Source organism: Salmonella sp. 32010601201800023SM (assembly GCF_017572235.1).
Classification (GTDB): Bacteria; Pseudomonadota; Gammaproteobacteria; order Enterobacterales; family Enterobacteriaceae; genus Salmonella; species Salmonella enterica.
Genome location: NZ_JAGEQS010000001.1, coordinates 1,157,967 through 1,180,143, shown reverse-complemented (window position 1 = coordinate 1,180,143; position 22,177 = coordinate 1,157,967). Strand labels below are relative to the sequence as shown.

The following is a 22,177-nucleotide window of genomic DNA, read 5'->3' as shown; positions in this document are numbered from 1 at the left end:
TTACAAGTGTGAACTCCGTCAGACATGTGAAAAAAACATGACGGATATACACATCATTTAACAGTTTCGGATGAAAAATCGTACAGCAAAAATTGCGGAAACCGCTTCTGGCAAGCGTTCTCGCAAAAAAAACGTTAGCACTCAAAGGAGATACGTTCGCGTAAAAAAAAGTCCAGGATAAATCCTAATTTTACTTAATGATACAAATTAGAGTGAATTTTTAGCCCGGAATGCTGTCTCCTGGGTAAAGCATGCGCACGTACAGGGCGCATGATAAACCCTACCGCATTACCTACCTTCGCTGCTTCAACCAGGCTGGAATGTTCTTCTTCTGTCAGTTCTTCAGTCATCCAACCAATTACCACGCTGTAATTTCCTGTACGCAAAGCGCGGATCATCGACTCCAGCGTATGACGAGGCGCAAGCTGGCTAATTTGCATCACTTTCGTTAATGGCAAACCTGAAGACTGTACCCATTCACGGCTGAGCTTTTGCTGCGGCGTGAGCCAGAGTTGCCAGCGTGATTGTTGGCCTAACTGACGGAGTAGAGGCAAAAGCAGGAGTTGCGCCATCATGGGCTGGTCTTCGTGGTAGACAACTTCACTGACCAGTCCTGCCGCGGCATTTTCCGTAGCGGTGCGCGCAGCGTTGTGGGTAGTGGTAGGAAATGACGAAGAACGATTTGCATAACCTGAAGTGTACATAATCAATCCAGCCCTGTGAGTTACTGTATATTCATACAGTACCCCTGTGGCGATGAAAGATCAACTCTATTTTCGGAAACTGTCTCGCAATTTTTATTCTTAGTGGCGTCAAAAATAAAAATCATCTTGCTCGCGGAGTATAAGTTGCCTATTTTCGTCATTAACGGATCCGTTACTGCAAATCATTCTTTTACTTTATGATTTAAAAGGAATTTTATGAGAGCACTCTCTTATGACAGGATCTATAAATCGCAAGAATATTTGGCCTCTTTGGGGACGATCCAGTATCGATCTTTATTCGGTAGCTATAGTCTGACCGTGGAGGATACCGTCTTTGCGATGGTGGCTAATGGCGAGCTTTATCTCCGCGCCTGTGAAGAAAGCGTACCCTACTGTGTGAAGCATCCTCCCGCCTGGCTCATGTTTATGAAATGTGGACGTCCCGTTATGCTCAACTATTACCGGGTGGATGAAAGCCTGTGGCGCGATCAGCAGCAGCTGGTACGTTTATCGAAGTATTCTCTTGACGCGGCAATGAAGGAAAAACACAGCCGTATTTTACAGCACAGACTCAAAGATCTCCCCAATATGACCTTCCATCTGGAAACATTGCTCAATGAGTCAGGGATAAAGGACGAAAATATGTTACGCATACTGGGCGCGAAAATGTGCTGGCTAAGGTTGCGACAAAGCAATCCCTTGCTGACGGTGAAAGTTTTGTATGCCCTGGAAGGCGCAATTGTCGGCGTACATGAAGCGGCGCTCCCGGCGAGTCGTCGCCAGGAGCTTGCCGACTGGGCTCATTCGCTTACGGCTGGGTAATTAATGTAGAAGTCGGCGGTGAAATTTGCCGTTGCAAGCGTCCAATCTCGGGCAGTAAGGCAATGAGCAAACCAATTTGTTGAACAACCAGAGGTTCTTTGCTGTCCGGACGTGTTTCCAGTGACTGAACTCGCTGCTTTAAACCCTCCAGCGCCTGGTGTACGCGCTGTTCGTCTTCAGGTTGATGATGAAGCGCATCATCAACGTAGCAGACCGCGTCATCCAGAAGCCCCAACACGTCCGGATTACTGAGCTTTTCGCGGTGCGCGCCGAGGGCGGAGATATAGCTGGTAAAAGTGTGATTGAGGCAAAGCAGCCTGAACGCCGCCTCCCGGGTTTCAGCCGTGACGTCGGGTTCGCTCGACATATTAGAAACCACGGATGCCAGTTCTGCATCGCGGTTGTGCGCGTCGCGTCTGGCAATGCGATAGGCCAGGCGGTTATCCCGTCCCTGGTGATATTGCTCAAGGATCGCATCAAGGTAGCGGCAATTAGCATCGGTGGCGCGCTGGAGTACCCGGGGAAGGTTGCGAAAGCGCCAGTCCGGCCAAATAAAGCTGACCGCAGCCCAGGCGATAGCGCAGCCAATTAACGTGTCGACGACGCGCGGTAACGCTACCTCGAAGCCTTCGCCCAGGAGGTTAAAGCAGAGTAATACCAGCAGGGTGATGAACATCGTCGCATGGGCATACTGCACATTACGGAATGCGAAGAAAAGCACGCCGGTAATCACCAGCAGAACTAACTGTCCTTCAAGCGAAGGGACAAACCATAAAATCGGGAGGCCGATCGCAACGCCTACCAATGTACCGATAATCCTGAGCGCAAGGCGATGGCGGGTCGCGTTATAGTTAGGCTGACAAACGAACAGGCTGGTGAGCAATATCCAGTACCCGTGGCGCATCCCGGTAATTTGGATGAGAGCATAACCGATGCACAATACCAGCGACATGCGTACCGCATGGCGAAAGAGAGCGGACTCCGGGGTAAAATTACGGCTCAGACGCAGCCAGATGTCGCTAAACCCGTGCAGGCTATCATCAGCCAACTGGTTTTCTGACTCATTGCGCGGCATTGCCTGGGCCTGCTCCGACTCGATCGTCGCCAATTGCGCATCAATGGCGCGTAGGTTGGTTAATAAGAATCCAAGCGTATTTAACAGCTCTAAAGAAGCGCCGCTGGCGCGCATACGTTCAAGCGCGGCGTCAATGTGGGTAAAGACGCGTTCAAAACGCGGATCATGCTGGTACGGCGTACGCAGTAAGATACAGCGCGCCAGCTGCGTACAGGCCTGCGCCTGCATCGACATCAGACGCTGAAAGCGGAACATGACGTCGCTATGGCGAAAATAATCGCGCAGCGTCTGGTATTGAATATGCGAAGAACTGGCGCGTTCATGAATATCCTGCGCCACAAAATAGTAATGGAGGGTGCGGCGCGTACCGCGTTGACCGCGATCGCCGCGCAGGCGACTCAATAACGACACTTTCGTTTGGTTCAGCGTCGCCATTAACTGCCCGTTCGCTAACGCTAAATCATAGAGCGGCGCCTGGCTTTCATCTTCAATATCAGGATCAAACAGACGTGATTTCAGTTCCAGATAGTGCGCTAACTGTTCGTAACTGCGTGCCAGATTATCCTGCAACGGACGGATCGGAAATAGCAGATGCCCGGTTAGCGTCAGTAGGTTATACCATACTGCGCCTGCCAGCAGGAGCAGTGGTTGCTGATACCAGTGATCATATAAAGAAGCGCCCAGCATCGTATAAATCGCAATGAGTAACGCGCCGAACGCGATGGTGGCATAGCGTTGCCCCAGTCCTCCCAACAAAATAAACCCGCTGGTGGATAACGTTAAGCCCAACGCAAATAGCCACGGCCAGGGAAAGAGCAGCTCCACAGAAGCCGACGCGATAAAAAAGCAAATTAAGGTAATGATTAAATTACGCAAGCGTCCGGCAAGGCGGTCGTCGAGATCGGTTAGCGCCGCGGCAACCATACCGAGCGTGAGCGGGATGGTCAGTTTGACGTCGCCCAGCCACCAGGGCAGGGCGGTGGTGCCGCACAGAGCGATAAAAATGCGGATGTAATACAGCCAGGTACTGTTCCAGGTATAACGGCGAATCAACGGACTTAACATAAAGGCTATTTGTCCCGATCATTCAAAACGGCGGCGCGCGTTAGCTTCTCGCGCGGCGCGAGCGGTTTCTACAGAGACGACGCGGCGACCGACAGGCCAAAGCGCAATCGCGGCAATTTTAAAGTTCGCAATACCGACAGGTATCCCGATGATAGTGACACACTGCGCGATACCGGAGGCAATGTGCATCAGGCATAGCCACCAGCCGAAAAAAAGTAACCAGAAAATATTCAGCAAGGTACCGCCAGTATTCATTAATACGCTTTTCGCCGCCGGATTAAGTTCGTCAACGTGAATGGCTTCATTACCGTAAGGGAACAGGGACAGCTTGGTTATCTCCCAGCAGGAGCGGGTCAACGGCAGGGTAAAAATAAGCACAATACTGACCAGCGTCGCCAGCAGCCAGGCCAGCGTAGTGGCAAAGCCGCCCAGTACAAAGTTTAAAATATTCAGAACGGTACGCATAAACCCTCAGTTCATTCCGGTTTTCTATCACTGCGGGCAATTGTAACGTTTTTTTAGACTGGAGCACGTTTTCTCTGGCGGTTACACTGATAAGCACATCTTTACGTCTGGATTCGCTGAGTCATGGAACTGAAAGCAACTTCTCTTGGAAAACGTCTGGCGCAACACCCGTATGATCGTGCCGTGATCCTCAACGCTGGGGTGAAAGTGTCTGGCGACAGGCATGAATATCTTATTCCATTCAATCAGTTATTGGCGATTCACTGTAAGCGTGGGCTGGTATGGGGCGAGCTGGAGTTTGTCCTCCCCGAGGATAAAGTCGTGCGTTTGCACGGTACCGAGTGGTCGGAAACCCAGCAATTCCATCGCTATCTGGACGCGCACTGGCGTCGCTGGAGCCAGGAGATGAGTGATGTCGCCGCGCAGGCATTACAAGAGCAATGGGCGCGTATTAGTGAGCGAACGGGCGAAAACCAATGGCTTACCCGTGAACGCGTTCGGGGGCTGGAACACGAAATTCGCCAGACGTTTGCCGCCTTGCCGCTGCCGGTCTCACGTCTGGAGGAGTTTGCTCACTGTCGCGAGATATGGCGTAAGTGTCTGGCATGGTTACAGGATAGCGAGGGAAGTCGGCAGCAGCATAATCAGGCGTATGCTGATGCCATGCTGGAAGCGCATGCCGACTTTTTTACGCAGATAGAATCTTCTCCGCTTAATCCTTCCCAGGCCAGGGCGGTGGTTAACGGCGAATCATCGTTACTGGTACTGGCGGGCGCGGGAAGCGGTAAGACCTCGGTGCTGGTGGCGCGCGCGGGTTGGCTGTTGGCGCGCGGACAAGCAGATGCGGGGCAAATTCTTTTACTGGCGTTTGGTCGCAAGGCGGCAGAGGAGATGGATGAGCGTATCCGCGAGCGCTTACATACGGAAGAGATTACTGCCCGTACGTTCCATTCGCTGGCGCTGTATATTATTCAGCAAGGCAGTAAAAAAGCGCCGGTTATCAGTAAGCTGGAAAGTGACGCCACCGCGCGGCATCAGCTATTTCTGCGCACCTGGCGTCAGCAGTGTAGCGAGAAAAAAGCGCAGGCCAAAGGCTGGCGTCAGTGGCTGGAAGAGGAGATGCAGTGGGTAGTGCCGGAAGGTAATTTCTGGGACGATGAGACATTGCAGCGGCGTCTGGCCCCTCGCCTGGATCGTTGGGTCAGTTTGATGCGTATGCACGGCGGCGCGCAGGCAGAAATGATCGCTGGCGCGCCAGAGGAGTGCCGCGAGCTGTTTGGCAAACGCATTAAGCTGATGGCGCCGCTGCTAAAGGCCTGGAAAAGCGCGTTGAAAGCGGAAAATGCCGTTGATTTCTCCGGGCTGATCCATCAGGCAATGGTGATCCTCGAAAAAGGGCGTTTTATCAGCCCGTGGAAGCATATTCTGGTCGATGAATTTCAGGATATTTCCCCGCAACGGGCGGCGCTGTTAGAGGCGCTGCGCAAGCAGAATAGCCAGACTACGCTGTTTGCCGTTGGCGATGACTGGCAGGCGATTTACCGTTTTAGCGGGGCGCAGCTCTCCTTAACGACGGCGTTTCATCAGACGTTCGGCGAGGGCGAGCATTGCCACCTGGACACCACGTACCGCTTTAACAGTCGGATTGGCGATATTGCCAATCGCTTTGTACAGCAGAATCCGCACCAGCTTAAAAAACCGTTAAATAGTCTGACCCCAGGCGATAAAAAAGCGGTGACGTTATTGGATGAAAGCCAGTTGGACGCGTTACTGGATAAATTATCCGGCTATGCGAAGGAAGATGAACGTATCCTGGTGCTGGCGCGCTATCACCATCTGAAACCCGCGAGTCTACAAAAAGCGGCGACTCGCTGGCCGAAGTTACAGATAGACTTCATGACTATCCATGCCAGCAAAGGCCAACAGGCCGATTACGTGATTCTTGTCGGATTGCAGGAGGGTAACGACGGTTTCCCCGCCCCGGCGCGAGAATCCATTATGGAAAGTGCGCTTCTTCCTCAGGTTGAGGATTTTCCGGACGCTGAAGAGCGGCGTTTGTTATATGTGGCGTTGACGCGCGCGCGTGCGCGGGTCTGGCTGCTTTTTAATAAAGATAATCCCTCGCGCTTTGTGGAGGCGCTTAAACAGCTGGATGTGCCGGTGGCGAGGAAGCCCTAAAGCGCGGGCGGTACAGCATCCCGCCCGCGTAGCGTTTATTTCAGGCGCTCGGCCAGATAACGCGCATAATCCGGAATAAGAATATCTACAGCGTCATTAAAATGCGGGGACTGGATGATAAAGTCCGCCGTTGAGACGTTAGTGGCGACAGGGATATTCCATACGGTGGCCAGACGCAGTAGCGCTTTGACATCGGGGTCGTGCGGTACCGCGTTAAGCGGGTCCCAGAAGAAAATCAACACGTCGATTTTCCCTTCTGAAATGAGTGCGCCAACCTGCTGGTCGCCGCCCATCGGGCCGCTCAGCATCGCATTAACGTCCATACCGGTTGCGCGCTGGATCAGATTCCCCGTGGTGCCGGTTGCATAAAGAACGTGTTTTTCCAGCAACGGCTGATGGCGTTCCACCCAGTTCATTAACATCTGTTTGCAGTGGTCGTGAGCAACCAACGCGATATGTTTGCGCGTCGGCAAGGTGCGAGTCGTCAGTTCCATAATTCGATTCCGTAGTTAACCTGTCTACAGATTACTGGAAGCGCTTGATGCTGCAAGAGAAAGAGAAAAAAATTGCGCGCTGGGACAACTCATATCAAGAGGGCGGCTGTTTTTCCGCCCATTGCAGAAAATGATGGCGTGTCTGCGGGTCGGCCAGTCGGAACCAATATTTCAGCCGCTGTTCTGTCAGAGTTTGTGATTGCGGCGGTACGGTATCAAGCTCTGAGACGTCGGAAAGTAATGTGCTGTCGTCTGCCATCATCGTGGCGAACTGAGGAAGCGAGGCGCGTTTCGCCGATTTATTATAACGCTCGGTCTCTATTTCATAATCGACCACTTTAGCCGTAGAAGTAATGGCCAGAATATCGAGTTTTACCGGAATGGGCATGGCGTCGCCGTCCAAAAGCGCCAGACGCGGCGCCGCGTTAAAATGCGAGGCTTCGCGCTCGTTTTCCAGCCGCGGGAGCTGGAAATTGACCTGACTTATCAGTTGGGTATCGAAACTTATCACCAGCGGCGGAGAAATATAAAGCCGCTCTTCATTACCGGGCAGGCGGATGGTTTTTTCCACCCGGAAAACGAGTTGATGCGGCCCGTTTTCCAGTTCAATGCTCTCTGCGCCGCGTAATAAAGAGCTGGACACCTTTTTGCCGTCCAGCACCAGCAGATCAACCTCATTAGACAAACGGAGCGTTGTGGCAAAAACAGTCACCGGCAAACAGAGAGCAAGGAAGGTGGCTAGCGCGCCGGTTTTCATAAGGTTCTCCTGTCCAAAGGCCGTCTGGCTAATAATGTATCGAAATTTTTCTTAGATCATGTTTACTAACATATAGACATATTTTGGCGTTTTGCTCTCATACATCGGTATGGGATGAATGGTTGCTATGTCAGGTTTGTCGTACACTTTGCAAAACAGCCAGGAGAAAGATGATGAAAGAGACCGATATTGCTGATGTTTTGACGTCCACTCGCACTATCGCGCTGGTAGGTGCGAGCGATAAACCCGATCGTCCAAGTTATCGGGTAATGAAATACCTGCTTGAACAGGGCTACCATGTGATTCCGGTTGCGCCAAAAGTCGCGGGTAAGACATTGCTGGGGCAACAGGGGTATGCCACGCTGGCGGACATTCCCGAAAAAGTCGATATGGTGGATGTTTTTCGCAACTCTGAAGCTGCATGGGGCGTCGCGCAGGAAGCTATCGCCATCGGCGCAAAAACGCTATGGCTACAGCTTGGCGTGATCAACGAACAGGCGGCGGTGCTGGCGCGGGATGCAGGCATGACCGTGGTGATGGATCGCTGCCCGGCGATTGAGATCCCTCGCCTGGGGCTGGCGAAATAAAAGTTTAAATGGCCGGATATCGCTTTCCGGCCTTTTAAATACAATCAGTTACGTAGTCGCGGCGCCTGAAGCTGCTTGCGAATGGTACGCGCCAGTTCATCCATCGATGGCTGTTCTGGATGCTCGTCCCGCATTTCGCTTCGCAACTGGGCCTCGGCCAGATAAGTATGCACTGGCTGACCATCATCATCTTCCATTACCACGTGGTACCACGGAGCGGCGCGAAGTTCGTCGTTAACCGCCAGTTCATCAGGCGACGGCTCATCAAGCGAATATTCCGGGTCGATATCGACGACCACTCCGAGGTAACCTAACAGGGAATGGCGGACCTGTTGGCCGATACCGAATTTGCTGGCTATCATAGTCACCTCCCGGGAAATAGATACCCTTTATATGAGGATACTATTCCACTTTTCAAGTTACATGACGCGACAGGCAAACCCTTTCAGATACAGCCCTTCCGGGTAGGTGGCGATCACCGGGTGATCGGCGGCCTGACGGAACTGCTCTATAAATTGTACATCACGACCGGCATCTATTGCGGCATCGGCAATGATTTTCTGAAATAAATCGCTGGTCATCAGTCCGGAGCAAGAGAATGTCAGCAGTATGCCGCCCGGATTGAGCAGTTGAATCGCTAACATGTTAATGTCTTTATAGCCCCGGCAGGCGCCCATTAACTGGCTTTTATTTTCAACGAATTTGGGCGGGTCCATGATGATGACGTCGAATTTTTCGCCGTGTTCACGGTAAGCGCGCAGCAACTTAAACACGTCGTCGCGCACGAATTCGGCTTTGCTCAAGTCCAGTTGGTTCAGTTCAACGTTTTGCCTGGCGATATCCAGCGCATCCTGTGAGGTATCCACGCTGACAACCTGGCGACAACCGCCCATTAACGCCGACACGGCAAAACCGCCGGTATAAGAGAAGCAGTTCAGTACCCGCTGATTTTCCACGTAGCGGCGCGTCGCCAGACGACTGTCGCGCTGATCAAGATAATAACCGGTTTTGTGGCCGCCCTGGATATCGACCAGCAATTTCATACCGTGTTCTTCAATTGGCAAAAGCGCAGGCGGCAGTTCGCCAGTGACCGGGCCCTGCGTCAGCGCCATCCCTTCTTTTTTCCGCACGGCGACGTCGCTGCGATCGTAAATAGCGCAATCCGGATAGCATGTTTGCAGAGCGCTAATTAATGCGGCGCGTTGATATTCGGCCCCGGCGCTGAGCAGTTGCAGCACCAAAAAATGACCAAAACGATCGATAGTGACGCCAGGCAGGCCATCGGATTCACCGGCGATCAGACGATAGCTATCCAGACCGTCTTTTTTCGCCAGCCAGTCGCGCCACTGCTGCGCCTGGCGCAGGCGGCGGGTGAAAAACGCAATATCAATGGATTCTGCTTTATCAAATGTCCAGACGCGCGCGCGGATCTGGGAGGCTGGCGACCAGGCGCCGCGTGCTAACCACTTTCCCTGATGGTCGACGATATCGATAGTTTCACCCAGGTTGGCTTTGCCTTCCAGACGGGAGACGGCGCCGGAAAAGACCCATGGGTGGCGGCGGAGTAAAGATTTTTCTCGCCCTTTGCTGAGGACTAAACGGGGATATTGCGGAAATGTAGATTCAGTCATGCGGAGTAACCTCTCACAAACAGTGACGCGAGCCGGATGATAGCTCCAGCCAGGGACCGTGAAAACGAAATGGCGCGTAGGGTAGCACAGATGAGAGGGGCAATCACCAGCGTATGGCGGTGAGCGTTTCTGCACAAAATAGAATCGTAAAGGCACAGTTTCTTCGGCGGGCGCTTTTTATAGTGTTATTTCTTTACATAAAGAAGGAAATACAATGAAAACAGTCTTCTCTTTGACCGCAGCCGCAATGATGGCATTGAGTGGCGGCGTATCTGCCGCGTCGGCGTTTAGCCTCAGTAGCGCGGATATTCCGGCGGATTTTCGTTTAACGCAACAGCACGTCTTTAAAGGATTTGGTTGTAGCGGAGAAAATATTTCGCCGCAGCTGAGCTGGCGCAATCCGCCTGCCGGAACCAAAAGCTACGCTATTACCGTCTTCGATCCTGATGCGCCCACCGGAAGCGGCTGGTGGCACTGGACGATGGTGAATATTCCTGCGCAGATTCACGACCTGCCCACGGGGGCTGATAAAAAAACGTTACCCGCCGGAGTGGTGCAGGGACGTAATGATTTCGGTTATGCTGGCTTTGGCGGCGCCTGTCCGCCGCCGGGCGATAAGCCTCATCGCTATCAGTTTACTGTGTGGGCGCTGAATACGGCAACACTGCCGCTCGACAGTGAGTCAAGTGGCGCGTTGGTAGGGTTTATGCTTAACGCGCATGTGATTGCGAAAGCAAAATTCACGGCCACATACGGAAGATAAAACAGAGGACGGCACGGTGCAGGAGATGCATATTCGACATCAGGATCTTACGACGGCAGAGGTGCGTTCCAGTCATCTGCACCGTTTGCATCGTGTTACGCTTTTTTCCGCCGCTATCTGCCATATTACGCAGGGCAGTAAAGTCATCATTCAGGATGATAGCCGCCTTGTCGCCGGGCCTGGCGAGTTGATTATTATCCCGGCGAACACGCCGCTGGAGATTATTAATCAGCCTGCGCAGAACGGTTTTCGCTCCGACCTGTTATTACTTTCACCGGAGATTATTGCTCGCTTTAAAACGATGTACGTTCAGGATTATCCACCGGCAAACCTGACATCGCTGTGTACCCCGATGAGCCGTAGCCTGACATTTATGTGGGAGAACGTGTTGGATGCTGTGCGCCAGGGCTTACCTGCCGGGCTACAGGAACATCAGGCGATGGGGTTACTGTTAGCGCTTTTGCATGATGGCGCGGCGGGACCGCTGCTTATTGAACGGCGTTACACCCTCACGGAGCAGGTGCGGCAACTGATTATGCTCTCACCTGCTAAGCTATGGACAGCCCAGGAGATAGCCCGCCGTCTTGCTATGGGAACATCGACGCTGCGTCGGCGTTTGCAGCGCGAATCGCAGAGTTATCGGCAAATTATTGAAGAGGTACGCATGTCCTGCGCGCTTTCTCAACTGCAATCGACGACGCTGCCGATCGGCGAAATAGCGCTACGGTGCGGCTACCTGTCGGGGTCGCGATTTACGGCCAGATTCCGCCAGCATTATGGGTGTCTGCCCAGTCAGGTACGTTAAGTATGTCCTGTATGAGCCTCCACCACTGATTATGAAAGGAGAACCATTATGTCGAACGTCTGCATTATCGCCTGGGTTTATGGTCGCGTTCAGGGAGTAGGGTTTCGCTATACCACGCAGCATGAGGCGCAGCGGCTGGGGTTAACCGGCTATGCGAAGAATATGGATGACGGAAGCGTAGAAGTGGTGGCCTGTGGCGACGCGGCGCAGGTGGAAAAACTCATCAAGTGGCTGAAAGAGGGCGGGCCGCGCTCTGCTCGTGTGGACAAAATCCTCACTGAACCGCACAGCCCTCGCGAGACGCTAACAGGCTTCAGTATTCGGTATTAAATACACTTTACCGGTTTGGGCAGACCGGCGATTTTGGTCGCTTGCTTTGCCGGGCCTTTCGGGAACAGACGATACAGATAGCGGCTATTGCCTTTTTCTTCGCCGAACTTATTCGCCATCGCTTTTACCAGCATTCGGATGGCGGGAGAGGTATTAAACTCCAGGTAAAATTCGCGCACGAAGCGCACGACTTCCCAGTGTTCCGCAGAGAGCTCAATGCCTTCATTGGCGGCGATAGCGACTGCCAGCGCTTCACTCCACTGCGTCGTCTCTTTCAGATAGCCTTCGCTATCAGTACTGATTTCTTTACCTTCAAAGATCAACATAACGTTTCACTGCGTAATCAACACGGACGGCAGTGTAGCAAAAAATAAAGCCCTGCATAAGCAGGGCTGGAAGAGGGGAATGTCGATTAGTCGCGGCTGGCGAAGCCCAGAATGCTGAGCAGGCTGACAAAGATGTTGTACAGCGAAACGTACAGACTGACGGTCGCACGAATATAGTTGGTTTCACCGCCGTGAATGATGTTACTGGTTTCATACAGGATAGCGCCCGAGGAAATCAGGATAAACACCGCGCTAATCGCCAGGTGCAATGCAGGCAGTTGCAGGAAAATATTCGCCACCATACCAATCAGCACGACGACGATCCCGGCCATTAACATACCGCCCAGGAAAGACATATCCTTACGGGTGGTCAGAACGTAAGCGGAGCAGCAGAAAAATACTAACGCGGTACCACCCAGCGCCAGGCCAATGACATCGCCCATGCCTGCTGACAGATAGGCGTTAAGAATCGGGCCCAGGATATAGCCGAGGAAGCCGGTAAACGCAAAAGCAGACAGGATACCGACCGGCTTATTGGCGGTTTTATAGGTCAGGAACATCAGCCCATACATACCGACCAGCGTCAGAATCAGGCCGGGGGAGGGCAGCATCAGTACCGTACTGGCTGTCGCGGTAATTGCGGAGAAAGCCAGCGTCAGGCTCAACAGAAAATAGGTGTTGCGCAGTACTTTGTGCGTACTCAGTAGCGAGCTACGATCACGCGATGATGTAATGATACGATCCATTAGTCACTCTCTTATGACAGATGTAATTAATAAAGGAGAATAATAAAAACAGTCACTGTCACCCAGTGGTTTTACCCATCTTTACGCATTCGTTTACGTTTAGTTTCCTTAAGAGATTTCAGGTGATTACCGTCGTTAAAACGGTCTGCTCATGCCTGGCGCTACGCCATAAAACAGGCGGCAGCGCCAACCACGCGTTACCGATAAAAAATTGATAATCACAGCGGTAAAACAGTGGGGACGATCAACACGTATTAAGCCAGTTTTTGTGTTGAAGAAATGGTCAATGTGCCGCTATTTCAGGCAATTAACGAAAATTTGCCTGTTTTTCACGCAAACGAACACATTCGGTCTTTACATGACGCACCGGGATGTTTATAGTGCGCCTCATTCCGGAAGTGTGGCCGAGCGGTTGAAGGCACCGGTCTTGAAAACCGGCGACCCGAAAGGGTTCCAGAGTTCGAATCTCTGCGCTTCCGCCAGATTAAACAAGGGGTTACCGAAAGGTAACCCCTTTGTTTTTTGGGCGCTTAGAATATAGTTAGAAAATACTGCTAGAACATTTCCCGAAAAAACGGACTACGTGGGTTTTTAGTTTCTTTTCGTTTCCTGATGTGTCTATTTATTGAAGATGTAGACCATTCTGGGAGGTGAAGGATGCCCCATCTCTTTCAGAATAATGTTGGTATATTCGACAACAGGGCCTCTTGGATGATTTTCTTCTTTATCCTGAAGATGGGTCAGTGCATGTACAACTTCATGAATAAATGAACGTTTTGTGTCAAAAAGTTGTCTTCCTTCGTTACTTTCATCATGTTCGGTATATGAATCATCAGAATCGTCCAGATTGAGACAAATAACTTTCCTGCCTTCTGAAAGTTTGAAGTGTTCCTGAGCCACGGTAGTTTCAAAGGCTTCGCCTGCCCCCAGTAGCCAGCGCTGCTCCACATCATGTAGTTCTTTTTCATATGCGTAATTCATCAGTCTGCGGAATGTTTCGCTTTGGGTATACGCATTTTGAAGTACGGAGGATAGTTCATCGTAGCATTCGTCATAAGTGTCGTCATCAATTTCTGTATCAGGGTCTATTCCACCCGCGCCTGAGATAAGGTACTCCACCACACACTCTGGCTCCAGACGGAATTCACTGTTTATGGCAAGGCTGTCATGAGCAAGGCGTAGCCGTGAGGGGTTTGGTGCATGTTCGGGAATATCGGGGAAAACAGGTGTATCTGCGGTATTTAATCCATATGTGGATACTCCGCTTTGAGGTATTAATCTGTAGGTGACCGGAAGCATAACTTCTTATTTCCTGACTACAATTATGAATTATTTAAATTAAACAATAATAGTGTTTTTAGTTAATGTGCCACATACAGATAACGCTATGATTCAGACAAAGCCAACAAGTAATACGCTGAAAATGTTATTTATAATGAAACTTAGGGGCGGGGTTTATTTAATAAAACAAGGGGGCCTCTGTTTGAATACTTCTTGTTTATAAAATCCCTTTATCTCGACTAAAATATCGGATGGGGGAAAAGAGTTCTATCATTGTAATCCGGGAGTGGAGTAGGGGTATGTTGACTACCTGTCAGATCGGCTCCTGTTAATGCTTTCGCTAAAGTTAGAGCTATCTTATCTAATTTCGCACCATTTAGTTTGGTGTCAGTTAAGTCTGAGCCGAATAGAATTGCAGCGGTTAAGTTTACACCGGACATGTTAGCGCAAGTCAGGTCTGCGTGAGTCAGGTTTGCTTTAGTCATGTTTGAACCCATTAGATTTACAGCGTGTAGATTTGCACAACACAAATTTGCACCGACTAAATTTACATTAGAAAGAGTTGTTTCACGGAAATCTGCATTAGAAGCATCTATTTTTGACAAATCTTCCCCCTGGAAATCTTTATGAGCCAGGTTTACTCCGCGCAGGTTCAGAAAACCATCCTCGGTTATAAGTGAATCAGGCTGTTGTATATTATGTTTACTCATCAGTTTTAACATTCGACATACATTCCAAAATCTCTCACTATCAACTTTATCCGTTACAGTTTTTCCATTTTTGTTCACTTCAATAATGACCATGGGATCCGTATTTTCGGATGCTGCTCCACATGACAGACATATAGTACACCCGTTGACATCCTCCAGAAATATTTTATTACCATCGAAGAAAGCATTTTTATTTACATATAATAATGATGTGGTCAGTTTTCCAATTACCTCCCGAAAGCATCTTTCATTGCTTCTTCTTACTCCACCACAGGTAAAAAAATTGACAAACCATTCCAGTATACCGCGTGGTGAAGTTGCACTTTTCATTGCTTCTTTCGTACCGGTACCGGCCGCATGCAAATATCTTAATATATTTTCTGGGGACGCGTTAGTTATTGGCATTTTGATTCCTTCTTATGGAAGTGAGCCGACTCCTTATAGGTGTGAGTCAAGTCACATTTATACAAGGAATAATAAAAAAAGATATAAGGTGATTTTTGTATTTAGAGCTTTGGTTGAGTATGAGTAGGTGTCTGGCATCTGACAAGAGGCGATGATATCTGCCATAACGGTGAAGCAGAAGTAATATCACCCGTGAATAATAAGATTATCCTTGCTATTGACTTCCTTCATTTCCAGCATAGCTTACGCTTCATCATCATTGAATAAACAATTAAGTTTGTTGAGCGAAAATTTACTTAAAGAAAAAATAATAAGCACTAATATTTTTTGCAGTATTTCAACTTATACCAGAATAAATGCGCGTAGATGGCGTAAAAACCTGATGAGCAGGAATACTTACACACTAAAAATGCTCCCGCAAACAGAGCAAAATGAGAGAGATGAACGTTTGCCCCTTACATTTCCACCAAAGATTCTGGTCTTGTCTCTTGTAAAGGGCATACGTATCGCGTTTTATCTCATTAAGAAAGTATGTTGACGTATTAAATTATGCATAATGCTCTTTCAATTGCTTCACGTTTGAAATGAATAATTCAAAACCAGTGAGCGCCTCTTCTTCGGTACTGGTTTGCGGCAAGCGATAAAGCGCCACTAAAGCAGTATTGTCTGCGTCAGCGCCGATAGTGACGGCGCTGGTGTAGTTCAGACGTAAAAAATGCTGCAAAGTCAGGATGTCGTCAGGCAATGGCATAAAGGGACAGCACATTTCCAGTGTATGATCGGATTCATTAAAATAAACCTGTATCCCATCATCAATGATAAGCAGTGGCTCATCTTCTGGCGCATCCAGGCCTAACGCGTCATATAAACGATTTAATAGACTTTCCATATAGTTACCTCAAGACTCAAGATGTGATTAATGAAGAAATGCCTTTTACTGACTGCCAAATATTTTCATCCCCAACTCGTTTTTGATAGGAAAGATTGAGCACCTCTGGCGATAAATTTTTCATTACTTTGTTTCCCGCCCCGCCCGTATTTTGTTTCTGAATCTCCAGGTTACCGCTATTCAGTAATACTTTTTGGAAAATTTTCTGTCCACCGCTATCCGGAAGACTACCAGGCGCACTTAACATATGGGTCTGATGTAAGGAAATGATCTCTCGCTTGATTTCTGAATCCATCATCCCTGTACGATCTTTGCCGCTTTTACAATTCCAGGCGGGTACCGCGTCAATTTCATGGGCTAACATGGCAAGGCGTTGTGCGAGTTTATAGGGTTCGCCGCCATCTTTATGATGTTGGTTATTTTTCCATATATCCTTAATCTGGCGCGCTAATGTATTGACGACCTCATAATTATCCGGGTATTGCGCCAGCCATTCGCCAACCCAGCCACCTGGTCTGGCTTCAGGGCGTAAATCATTGCCTAATAACTGATGTAGCGCCTCGGCATTATAGCTATCCGATGCCTTAAGGCCAAAGCCGAGCTTGAGCGCCAGCTCATTAACACCCACATTAAATGCGGCGACGTCCGGTTTTATTTTTACCGTCTGTAGATCGCCATCTTTATTGCGGATTTTTAAATGAATCATTTTTCCCGGCTGGGTCAACGATTGCCATGCGCGCATTTGGTCCTCGACCATCGTTCCCTCTTTGCCGAAAATATTCGACGCGGTGAGTAACCCGACGGATACCAGTTTCAGGCTTACCGCCTCGCCCGCTAAGGCTTTGTTAAGCAACTCAGGTTTACTAAAAAGTGCCGCAGTTAATACTTCTTTGGCTTTGTTTTCAGCGCCGACGTGACGCAGAAGCGGATCTTTTTCATGATAGGGGGAAAGCACGCCATGACGTATCCCGCAAAAAAGCGTTTTATCTTTACCGTCCTCATGCACACTCACCGTGGACATCCACAAATTATTGGCGTGATGAATATTCTTGGTATCCCAACTGCATACGCCCTTTCCCTCATAAGCACTGGGAAAGATATCTTTTGCGCCGATTTTCATCTCTGCTGCAGGGAGCTGCGTGTTGGTATAGTGATGCCCGTTATGCGTGAGTGTATTTTTTATGGTTTGCCAGGGCTGGTTATTAAGCTGCTTGACCTGAGCATCTCTAAACGCTACTGCCGCAAAGCGATGAGCTTCTTTTGCAGGTAAGCCATCCTGCTGCTGAGTGCGTGCTGCAATAAGTTCGATAAGATTTTTCTTCAATGCTTTTGCCGCGGCTTCTTCTTGTTTTGTTGCTGGCCGGTCCGCTTTAACTTTGGCTAACTCCATTTGGTTTGCCATTGACGTTAGAACCGGGTCTTGTTTACCCAGAACGGTTGCCGCGACGGTAAGAAGATCGCGCTGTAAGTTATAGAGGTTATGCAGCGAGTGGTTAGACGCCTTCTGATGCTGTAGATAATTCCCCCATGTCGCGCCGGGTTCTCGCAGGACAATAATTTCCGGGCGAGCGTCGGGCGCTTTAGCCGGCGCTTTGCCCTGGCCTGAGAGAATCTGCATTCCGTTGTATAAGGTTTTTTGTAGGCTTTTAAAAGCCTCCTGGGTTTTTAGTGAAGCTGAGTGATAGAAGCTCTGTATTTGCATAGCGTTTTTAATATTCCTGAATAGGGGAGTGGGAACATTCAACAGGGTTAACAACCCTTTAAAAGGATGTGACTTTTATGCACCAGGAACTTTAAAAAAATGTCCTTTTTAATGAGGAAACGCTTCTGATCAGGCGGGGAGGTATCCTGACGTCCATACGTAGTGGCGATCATGGGGGAGATCGGTACATCAAATGTTCATAAAATCTACAAACTTCACAATTTATGGCACAACTTTTATTGAAAACCCACCTTCTTGACTCAGATCAAATTCACCGATTTACTCCTGCGTAAAGTAACGGCGTTACATCAAATGTTATACAGGTGTGTGTATGCCAGCAAAGCCCCGGACAAGTAAGACCGTGACGAAGAATATTCGTTTTTCCTATTCCATGCTTGAACAGATAGAATTCGCGTTGAAATCTGAAAAGACGCGGAATTTTTCAGCATGGGTAAAAGAGGCCTGTCGGGAAAAGTTATGTAACACGGGACATAAGCTGTAGTTATCGTCTTATGTAAGAGGGGGCGGCCATTTTGAAAAGAACAACGTGCTTATATACCTCCTGGGTTTTTGCCGCTTTTGTCTCTCTGCTGATATTTGCCTGGAGTGTCATAAACTATCCTCTCTATGAATCCATAATAATTATTGTCTTTTATATCTGGCTAATTCTGGTACCGCTTTATCTTATTGTGTATGAGTGGCTAATAGATTGTCATTAAATTTATGGTTGCGTACTTGAAAAGTGATATTTCATATCTGTGCGGTAAGTCATTGTCGTAATAATATTATTGGTCAGGCGACGGGCGAGCGTCTGCGCATTTTGCATCGTTTTATCTTCAAAATTTTGCAGTAAGCGTTGTGCTTCTTTCGGATGCGACGCATATAATCTCAGATAGCTCTGCTCCATCTTATACTGCTGCTTAGCTGTTTGCTGTTCAAATGTTTTCCAGGCGTGTTGCACATCTGGCGCAAACGCATTGTAGTCCTGCATAACCAGCGTTTGCAGCGTGCGGAATGTCCAGTAGGTAGAGTCGTTGCTCGCCCGATCGGTTCCTTTATCATCTCCGGGTTGATAATGACGCATCCCCTGATAATAGGGGAGATAGACGCTAAGAGATGGCATTCCATAGGCGATGTATTCTACGTTGCCGATAGCCTGCGGTAATTTCGGTCTGACCTGTAAAATATGTGACTCCTGGGTACGAAAAACGGATATAGGTCGCCATGGTTCTTGTGGATTATGACTGGCATAAGGGTCGTGCGACGTTCCCTGATAGTGATTGCGTAACGCGTTTTTTACTGCCGCCACGCTGATCTTCTTTATTGGCGTTAAAAAAACAGGAAATGTTTCCCCTTCGCTAACGACCGTATCCAGATGCGGATTAAACTGGTGTTGTAGCGTCCAGACGCGCGGATAATTATAGGTGGTATCGTTTTTGTTATCCTGCGAATAGGCTTGATGAAAGTCGAATTCGCCGCGGGCCGGATCATATAATCCCTGCTTTTTCGCAAAGCTTACTAACGTTGGTGACGCCATATAATTCGCGTTATCATTCGGATCGTAATGGCGTAAACGTCCCTGATTGGCGGAAACGAAATAGCTATCTGCCGGAAGTCGTACTGCCAGCCATTGATGACCGCTTCCCGTCTCCAGATACCATATCTCTTTGCTATCAATAAACGCGACGCCGAAACCTTCGCCCGCGCCTTTTTGTTCAATAATGTCTCCCAGTAATTTGGCGCCCTGACGCGCCGATTGCGCCACTGGCAGGATCACGGACTCAATGGCGTCTTCCGTGATTCCTGTTTTTGTCACGTAAGGATCGGCAGCCAGCGCCGCTCTGCCGTTATAAATGGTTTCCGTTGCGCTCATTCCGACGCCCGCCGAATTGAAACCGGCTTCACCCATGGCGTTATCGTTAGTATCAAAGTCATGAATCGCCGTATAGCGCATCGCTGTCTCCGGAAGCGGCCAGCTAAAATTGTTGCGATGTGCTTTATACTCGCCTTGTTGATGAAACGCGACGGGATGAATAACCTTATGCTTGGCGTTATTTGCCGAGCCATCTTCGTTGCGCGCGATAATGAAGGAGCCGTCAGCCGAAGCCTGATTGCCTACCAAAAGGGTAGTACAGGCGATGACTTTACCCATACCCAGCAGCGTAACGGCGAATGCAAGATACTTTTTCATAAAGGTTCCCACTGAATAACGCGTTATGGGATGAATTGACCCTGGATTGGAAACCGAGAAAGTGATCGAGCCAGCAATATTCTTTGCCGGCATCCTTTATTTTCTCTTTATTGAGGTTGTATTGATAACCACAGCCCTGTGGCAGGGAAGGGGAACAGAACCTGTCCTGACCTTAGCTATCACCACTATCAGGCAGACGAACCGAAAAGATATTATGTTCATCGGCATAGCGGTAAGATGCCGAGCCACCGTGTAATAGAGCAATCGCGTTAACTAACGATAACCCCAGGCCGAAACCGGCAGTGTGGCGGGCATTATCTCCTCGCCAAAAACGCCGGAAAAGCTTATCCGCATCGGCGGGGTGGCTGCCTGGATTAGCGACCCGAATTTCTGCAACGTTATCATCATAAGCGCTTTCAATACGTATCACGGCGTTTTCATCAGAATAACGGATGGCATTCGTCAGCAGGTTTGAGAGCACTCTTTGTAATAATATTTCGTCAGCCCATACCGTTCCCTGACATTGATTTATAAAACAGATGCGCTTCTCCTCGGCAAGGAGGCTAAGATAATCCAGCATATTTTCAACCAACGCATTGAGCGAAACAGGCTGTTTTTTTACCGCTATATTCTGGTGCTCCGCGCGTGCCAGAAAGAGAATATTTTCTGTCAGTCGCGACAGTCCCTCCAGCTCTTCAATATTATCGACAAGGGCTTGTTGATACTCTTCGGCGCTGCGTTCCTGACTCAGCATCACCTGATTCTTCCCCAGTAAAATATTAACCGGCGTGCGCAGCTCATGCGCCAGATCGTCGGCAAATTGGTTCAGGCGTTCAAAATCGTCGGAAAGCTTCTGGCGCATAGTATTTAGCGCTTGTCCAAGCGGCCTGAGCTCGACGGGTAACGCCTGTTCCGCCAACGGCTGGCGAAGTGTGCCGCTATCTGTCGCCGCGGTGAGTCGGCTGAGCGACGTAATGGCCCGCAGCCCGTTTCTGATGACTAATGGACTGAGCGCCGAACAGACGAGGATCGCGATAAGGCTAATCAGCAAACTGTTGCGGCGATATTGCGTCAGCATTTGCCGCCTTTCCGTCGCCAGCCTGGCAATAGTAAGGGTCAGCGGGTCATCGCCGCTTCTGGCGTTTACTCGTACCGCGGTCAGTTCCGTGCCTTGTACCGCCTGGCGAAATAAGGTTTCGCGGGTGATGTTTTTAGCCAGCGGAATCTCGTTAAAGCGTTGGTCGGGGATGCCGCTATGATTAATCGCAACATTGTGGCCTGTTGCTGAATGGATCAATAAGATATCCTGCTTCGTATCCACCATCCGATTGAAATAGAGCGGCAGATTTTCCGGCTTGGCGCCATCCAGTAACAGTTGCTGCATTTGCGCCGCCCGATTTATTAGCGTCATATCATCACGATACGTTAATTCTTTGCTCAGCGCGTTATAGAGCGTCCAGCTAATGCCGGTACAGGCGAGGATAAGGATGGCGATAAAAGAAATTGTCAGGCGCAGCGTCATTGATAACTTAACCATTCTGCGACGTTTCCGCCTGTAATCGATAACCCATCCCCCGGACGGTCATAATGAGCTTCTTTTCAAATGGATCGTCTACTTTGGCGCGCAGCCGACGAATCGCGACATCAACGGTGTTGGTTTCACTATCAAAGTTAATTCCCCAAACTTCGCTGGCGATCGCGGTTCGGGGCACGATTTCTCCTGCCCGGGACGCCAGTAACCAGAGGAGCAGGAATTCTTTGCGGGTCAGGGAAATCGGTTTGCCATTTCGTGACACCGATTGCTTTGTGGCATCCATGTCCAGACCATTGATCGTCAGTCGGGTAAAGGCAGGGACATGCTGTCTGAGTTGAGCTCTCACCCGGGCCAGCAGTTCGGCGAAGGAAAAAGGCTTAACAAGGTAATCATTAGCGCCCGCCTCAAGACCTTTGACGCGATCCTCAACCGAGTCGCGCGCCGTCAGGCAAATAACAGGGGACTGATGCGCAGTGCGTAACGCGCGTAAAACCTGCCATCCATCAAGCCCTGGCAACATAATATCAAGAATAATCAATGAATAATGTTCCTGAAGGGCCAGGTGTAATCCGTCTCGTCCATCACAGGCATAATCAACCACATAGCCTGCCTCCGTGAGTCCCTGACGTACCCACTCAATGGTTTTCTGGTTATCTTCAATCAATAAAATCTTCATCAACGCAGTATGCCATAGGCTTGGTAGCGAATCCGTAAATC

At 49.6% G+C, this 22,177-nt stretch carries 25 protein-coding genes and 1 tRNA gene; 9 read left to right on the top strand and 17 right to left on the bottom strand.

Annotated elements, in window-relative coordinates; all coding sequences use genetic code 11:
- Positions 1 to 194: 194 nt before the first annotated feature.
- Positions 195 to 704 (bottom strand): SOS-induced cell division inhibitor SulA, encoded by a 510-nt coding sequence (gene sulA, locus J4617_RS05995; protein ID WP_017465793.1) that lies wholly within the window; start codon positions 702 to 704, stop codon positions 195 to 197.
- Positions 705 to 920: 216 nt separating this feature from the next.
- Here sulA and J4617_RS05990 point away from each other — a divergent pair, with 216 nt between their 5' ends.
- Positions 921 to 1,526, top strand: coding sequence for a TfoX/Sxy family DNA transformation protein (locus J4617_RS05990; RefSeq protein WP_001202375.1), 606 nt, complete (start codon positions 921 to 923; stop codon positions 1,524 to 1,526).
- Here J4617_RS05990 and yccS read toward each other — a convergent pair.
- Together yccS and J4617_RS05980 are read right to left on the bottom strand one after the other, a co-directional pair.
- On the bottom strand, positions 1,513 to 3,666 hold the full coding sequence (gene yccS / locus J4617_RS05985) for a YccS family putative transporter (RefSeq protein WP_000950861.1): 2,154 nt from the start codon (positions 3,664 to 3,666) through the stop codon (positions 1,513 to 1,515). The genes J4617_RS05990 and yccS overlap by 14 nt on opposite strands.
- An 18-nt stretch (positions 3,667 to 3,684) precedes the next feature.
- On the bottom strand, positions 3,685 to 4,131 hold the full coding sequence (locus J4617_RS05980) for a YccF domain-containing protein (RefSeq protein WP_001261222.1): 447 nt from the start codon (positions 4,129 to 4,131) through the stop codon (positions 3,685 to 3,687).
- A 123-nt stretch (positions 4,132 to 4,254) separates the two neighbouring features.
- On the opposite strand from J4617_RS05980, the gene helD reads away from it, so the two are divergent.
- Positions 4,255 to 6,309 (top strand): DNA helicase IV, encoded by a 2,055-nt coding sequence (gene helD / locus J4617_RS05975; RefSeq protein WP_017465794.1) that lies wholly within the window; start codon positions 4,255 to 4,257, stop codon positions 6,307 to 6,309.
- A 35-nt stretch (positions 6,310 to 6,344) separates the two neighbouring features.
- On the opposite strand, the gene mgsA is transcribed toward helD, so the two are convergent.
- Positions 6,345 to 6,803: a methylglyoxal synthase gene (mgsA, locus tag J4617_RS05970; RefSeq protein ID WP_000424187.1), complete on the bottom strand. Its 459-nt coding sequence runs from the start codon at positions 6,801 to 6,803 to the stop codon at positions 6,345 to 6,347.
- Between the two features lie 94 nt (positions 6,804 to 6,897).
- A complete protein-coding gene (locus tag J4617_RS05965) occupies positions 6,898 to 7,560 on the bottom strand; it encodes a DUF2057 family protein (protein ID WP_000847719.1) in 663 nt (220 codons plus the stop codon).
- Between the two features lie 173 nt (positions 7,561 to 7,733).
- On the opposite strand from J4617_RS05965, the gene J4617_RS05960 reads away from it, so the two are divergent.
- Positions 7,734 to 8,147, top strand: a complete 414-nt coding sequence (locus tag J4617_RS05960; protein WP_001537782.1) for a CoA-binding protein — start codon at positions 7,734 to 7,736, stop codon at positions 8,145 to 8,147.
- 44 nt (positions 8,148 to 8,191) lie between these two features.
- Here J4617_RS05960 and hspQ read toward each other — a convergent pair whose 3' ends face one another.
- The gene (hspQ, locus tag J4617_RS05955; protein WP_000561983.1) at positions 8,192 to 8,509 is read right to left on the bottom strand and encodes a heat shock protein HspQ; all 318 of its coding nucleotides are present in this window, start codon (positions 8,507 to 8,509) and stop codon (positions 8,192 to 8,194) included.
- Between the two features lie 57 nt (positions 8,510 to 8,566).
- Positions 8,567 to 9,778: a 23S rRNA (cytosine(1962)-C(5))-methyltransferase RlmI gene (gene rlmI / locus J4617_RS05950; RefSeq protein WP_000140480.1), complete on the bottom strand. Its 1,212-nt coding sequence runs from the start codon at positions 9,776 to 9,778 to the stop codon at positions 8,567 to 8,569.
- 214 nt (positions 9,779 to 9,992) lie between these two features.
- Between rlmI and J4617_RS05945 the strand changes: the two genes are divergently transcribed.
- From J4617_RS05945 to yccX, 3 genes are read left to right on the top strand one after another with little or no spacing between them, the layout of a single operon-like run.
- Positions 9,993 to 10,541: a YbhB/YbcL family Raf kinase inhibitor-like protein gene (locus J4617_RS05945; RefSeq protein ID WP_000859416.1), complete on the top strand. Its 549-nt coding sequence runs from the start codon at positions 9,993 to 9,995 to the stop codon at positions 10,539 to 10,541.
- 25 nt (positions 10,542 to 10,566) lie between these two features.
- Positions 10,567 to 11,346 carry an AraC family transcriptional regulator gene (locus J4617_RS05940; protein ID WP_017465795.1) on the top strand — a complete coding sequence of 260 codons (780 nt, stop codon included), beginning with the start codon at positions 10,567 to 10,569 and terminating at the stop codon, positions 11,344 to 11,346.
- A 48-nt stretch (positions 11,347 to 11,394) separates the two neighbouring features.
- On the top strand, positions 11,395 to 11,676 hold the full coding sequence (yccX, locus tag J4617_RS05935) for an acylphosphatase (protein ID WP_000072884.1): 282 nt from the start codon (positions 11,395 to 11,397) through the stop codon (positions 11,674 to 11,676).
- On the opposite strand, the gene tusE is transcribed toward yccX, so the two are convergent.
- Together tusE and yccA are read right to left on the bottom strand one after the other, a co-directional pair.
- Positions 11,673 to 12,002, bottom strand: coding sequence for a sulfurtransferase TusE (gene tusE, locus J4617_RS05930; protein WP_000904446.1), 330 nt, complete (start codon positions 12,000 to 12,002; stop codon positions 11,673 to 11,675). The genes yccX and tusE overlap by 4 nt on opposite strands.
- Positions 12,003 to 12,088: 86 nt before the next feature.
- The gene (yccA, locus tag J4617_RS05925) at positions 12,089 to 12,748 is read right to left on the bottom strand and encodes an FtsH protease modulator YccA (RefSeq protein WP_000374046.1); all 660 of its coding nucleotides are present in this window, start codon (positions 12,746 to 12,748) and stop codon (positions 12,089 to 12,091) included.
- Positions 12,749 to 13,142: 394 nt separating this feature from the next.
- Between yccA and J4617_RS05920 the strand changes: the two genes are divergently transcribed.
- Positions 13,143 to 13,230, top strand: a tRNA-Ser gene (locus J4617_RS05920).
- Between the two features lie 136 nt (positions 13,231 to 13,366).
- Here the strand turns inward: J4617_RS05920 and pipA are convergent.
- Together pipA and pipB are read right to left on the bottom strand one after the other, a co-directional pair.
- Positions 13,367 to 14,047 (bottom strand): type III secretion system effector protease PipA, encoded by a 681-nt coding sequence (gene pipA, locus J4617_RS05915; RefSeq protein ID WP_208290676.1) that lies wholly within the window; start codon positions 14,045 to 14,047, stop codon positions 13,367 to 13,369.
- Between the two features lie 221 nt (positions 14,048 to 14,268).
- A complete protein-coding gene (gene pipB, locus J4617_RS05910) occupies positions 14,269 to 15,144 on the bottom strand; it encodes an SPI-2 type III secretion system effector PipB (RefSeq protein WP_001123040.1) in 876 nt (291 codons plus the stop codon).
- A 217-nt stretch (positions 15,145 to 15,361) separates the two neighbouring features.
- On the opposite strand from pipB, the gene J4617_RS05905 reads away from it, so the two are divergent.
- A complete protein-coding gene (locus J4617_RS05905; RefSeq protein WP_010989012.1) occupies positions 15,362 to 15,682 on the top strand; it encodes a membrane protein in 321 nt (106 codons plus the stop codon).
- Between the two features lie 9 nt (positions 15,683 to 15,691).
- Here the strand turns inward: J4617_RS05905 and sigE are convergent, their stop codons facing one another.
- Both sigE and sopB read right to left on the bottom strand, forming a co-directional pair.
- Positions 15,692 to 16,033, bottom strand: a complete 342-nt coding sequence (gene sigE / locus J4617_RS05900; protein WP_000444724.1) for a type III secretion system chaperone SigE — start codon at positions 16,031 to 16,033, stop codon at positions 15,692 to 15,694.
- Between the two features lie 16 nt (positions 16,034 to 16,049).
- Positions 16,050 to 17,735 carry an SPI-1 type III secretion system effector inositol phosphate phosphatase SopB gene (gene sopB / locus J4617_RS05895; protein ID WP_001166946.1) on the bottom strand — a complete coding sequence of 562 codons (1,686 nt, stop codon included), beginning with the start codon at positions 17,733 to 17,735 and terminating at the stop codon, positions 16,050 to 16,052.
- Positions 17,736 to 18,066: 331 nt separating this feature from the next.
- Between sopB and J4617_RS05890 the strand changes: the two genes are divergently transcribed.
- Entirely contained in the window at positions 18,067 to 18,237 is a 171-nt protein-coding gene (locus J4617_RS05890; protein WP_001111006.1) for a YlcI/YnfO family protein, read from the top strand.
- Here the strand turns inward: J4617_RS05890 and J4617_RS05885 are convergent, their stop codons facing one another.
- From J4617_RS05885 to hprR, 4 genes are all read right to left on the bottom strand, one after another.
- A complete protein-coding gene (locus J4617_RS05885; protein ID WP_000174813.1) occupies positions 18,238 to 18,348 on the bottom strand; it encodes a hypothetical protein in 111 nt (36 codons plus the stop codon).
- Between the two features lie 108 nt (positions 18,349 to 18,456).
- Positions 18,457 to 19,926, bottom strand: a complete 1,470-nt coding sequence (locus J4617_RS05880; protein ID WP_017465796.1) for a C69 family dipeptidase — start codon at positions 19,924 to 19,926, stop codon at positions 18,457 to 18,459.
- A 172-nt stretch (positions 19,927 to 20,098) separates the two neighbouring features.
- Positions 20,099 to 21,463 carry a heavy metal sensor histidine kinase gene (locus J4617_RS05875; RefSeq protein ID WP_017465797.1) on the bottom strand — a complete coding sequence of 455 codons (1,365 nt, stop codon included), beginning with the start codon at positions 21,461 to 21,463 and terminating at the stop codon, positions 20,099 to 20,101.
- The gene (hprR, locus tag J4617_RS05870) at positions 21,456 to 22,136 is read right to left on the bottom strand and encodes a response regulator transcription factor HprR (protein WP_000698205.1); all 681 of its coding nucleotides are present in this window, start codon (positions 22,134 to 22,136) and stop codon (positions 21,456 to 21,458) included. The genes J4617_RS05875 and hprR overlap by 8 nt, the downstream gene beginning before the upstream one ends.
- Positions 22,137 to 22,177: the final 41 nt, after the last annotated feature.

Excerpts from the sequence above, each read along its gene's own strand:
- sulA (WP_017465793.1), bottom strand. The coding sequence starts at position 704 with ATGTACACTTCAGGTTATGCAAATCGTTCTTCGTCATTTCCTACCACT.
- J4617_RS05990 (WP_001202375.1), top strand. The coding sequence starts at position 921 with ATGAGAGCACTCTCTTATGACAGGATCTATAAATCGCAAGAATATTTG.
- yccS (WP_000950861.1), bottom strand. The coding sequence starts at position 3,666 with ATGTTAAGTCCGTTGATTCGCCGTTATACCTGGAACAGTACCTGGCTG.
- J4617_RS05980 (WP_001261222.1), bottom strand. The coding sequence starts at position 4,131 with ATGCGTACCGTTCTGAATATTTTAAACTTTGTACTGGGCGGCTTTGCC.
- helD (WP_017465794.1), top strand. The coding sequence starts at position 4,255 with ATGGAACTGAAAGCAACTTCTCTTGGAAAACGTCTGGCGCAACACCCG.
- mgsA (WP_000424187.1), bottom strand. The coding sequence starts at position 6,803 with ATGGAACTGACGACTCGCACCTTGCCGACGCGCAAACATATCGCGTTG.
- J4617_RS05965 (WP_000847719.1), bottom strand. The coding sequence starts at position 7,560 with ATGAAAACCGGCGCGCTAGCCACCTTCCTTGCTCTCTGTTTGCCGGTG.
- J4617_RS05960 (WP_001537782.1), top strand. The coding sequence starts at position 7,734 with ATGAAAGAGACCGATATTGCTGATGTTTTGACGTCCACTCGCACTATC.
- hspQ (WP_000561983.1), bottom strand. The coding sequence starts at position 8,509 with ATGATAGCCAGCAAATTCGGTATCGGCCAACAGGTCCGCCATTCCCTG.
- rlmI (WP_000140480.1), bottom strand. The coding sequence starts at position 9,778 with ATGACTGAATCTACATTTCCGCAATATCCCCGTTTAGTCCTCAGCAAA.
- J4617_RS05945 (WP_000859416.1), top strand. The coding sequence starts at position 9,993 with ATGAAAACAGTCTTCTCTTTGACCGCAGCCGCAATGATGGCATTGAGT.
- J4617_RS05940 (WP_017465795.1), top strand. The coding sequence starts at position 10,567 with ATGCATATTCGACATCAGGATCTTACGACGGCAGAGGTGCGTTCCAGT.
- yccX (WP_000072884.1), top strand. The coding sequence starts at position 11,395 with ATGTCGAACGTCTGCATTATCGCCTGGGTTTATGGTCGCGTTCAGGGA.
- tusE (WP_000904446.1), bottom strand. The coding sequence starts at position 12,002 with ATGTTGATCTTTGAAGGTAAAGAAATCAGTACTGATAGCGAAGGCTAT.
- yccA (WP_000374046.1), bottom strand. The coding sequence starts at position 12,748 with ATGGATCGTATCATTACATCATCGCGTGATCGTAGCTCGCTACTGAGT.
- pipA (WP_208290676.1), bottom strand. The coding sequence starts at position 14,047 with ATGCTTCCGGTCACCTACAGATTAATACCTCAAAGCGGAGTATCCACA.
- pipB (WP_001123040.1), bottom strand. The coding sequence starts at position 15,144 with ATGCCAATAACTAACGCGTCCCCAGAAAATATATTAAGATATTTGCAT.
- sigE (WP_000444724.1), bottom strand. The coding sequence starts at position 16,033 with ATGGAAAGTCTATTAAATCGTTTATATGACGCGTTAGGCCTGGATGCG.
- sopB (WP_001166946.1), bottom strand. The coding sequence starts at position 17,735 with ATGCAAATACAGAGCTTCTATCACTCAGCTTCACTAAAAACCCAGGAG.
- J4617_RS05890 (WP_001111006.1), top strand. The coding sequence starts at position 18,067 with ATGCCAGCAAAGCCCCGGACAAGTAAGACCGTGACGAAGAATATTCGT.
- J4617_RS05885 (WP_000174813.1), bottom strand. The coding sequence starts at position 18,348 with ATGACACTCCAGGCAAATATCAGCAGAGAGACAAAAGCGGCAAAAACC.
- J4617_RS05880 (WP_017465796.1), bottom strand. The coding sequence starts at position 19,926 with ATGAAAAAGTATCTTGCATTCGCCGTTACGCTGCTGGGTATGGGTAAA.
- J4617_RS05875 (WP_017465797.1), bottom strand. The coding sequence starts at position 21,463 with ATGGTTAAGTTATCAATGACGCTGCGCCTGACAATTTCTTTTATCGCC.
- hprR (WP_000698205.1), bottom strand. The coding sequence starts at position 22,136 with ATGAAGATTTTATTGATTGAAGATAACCAGAAAACCATTGAGTGGGTA.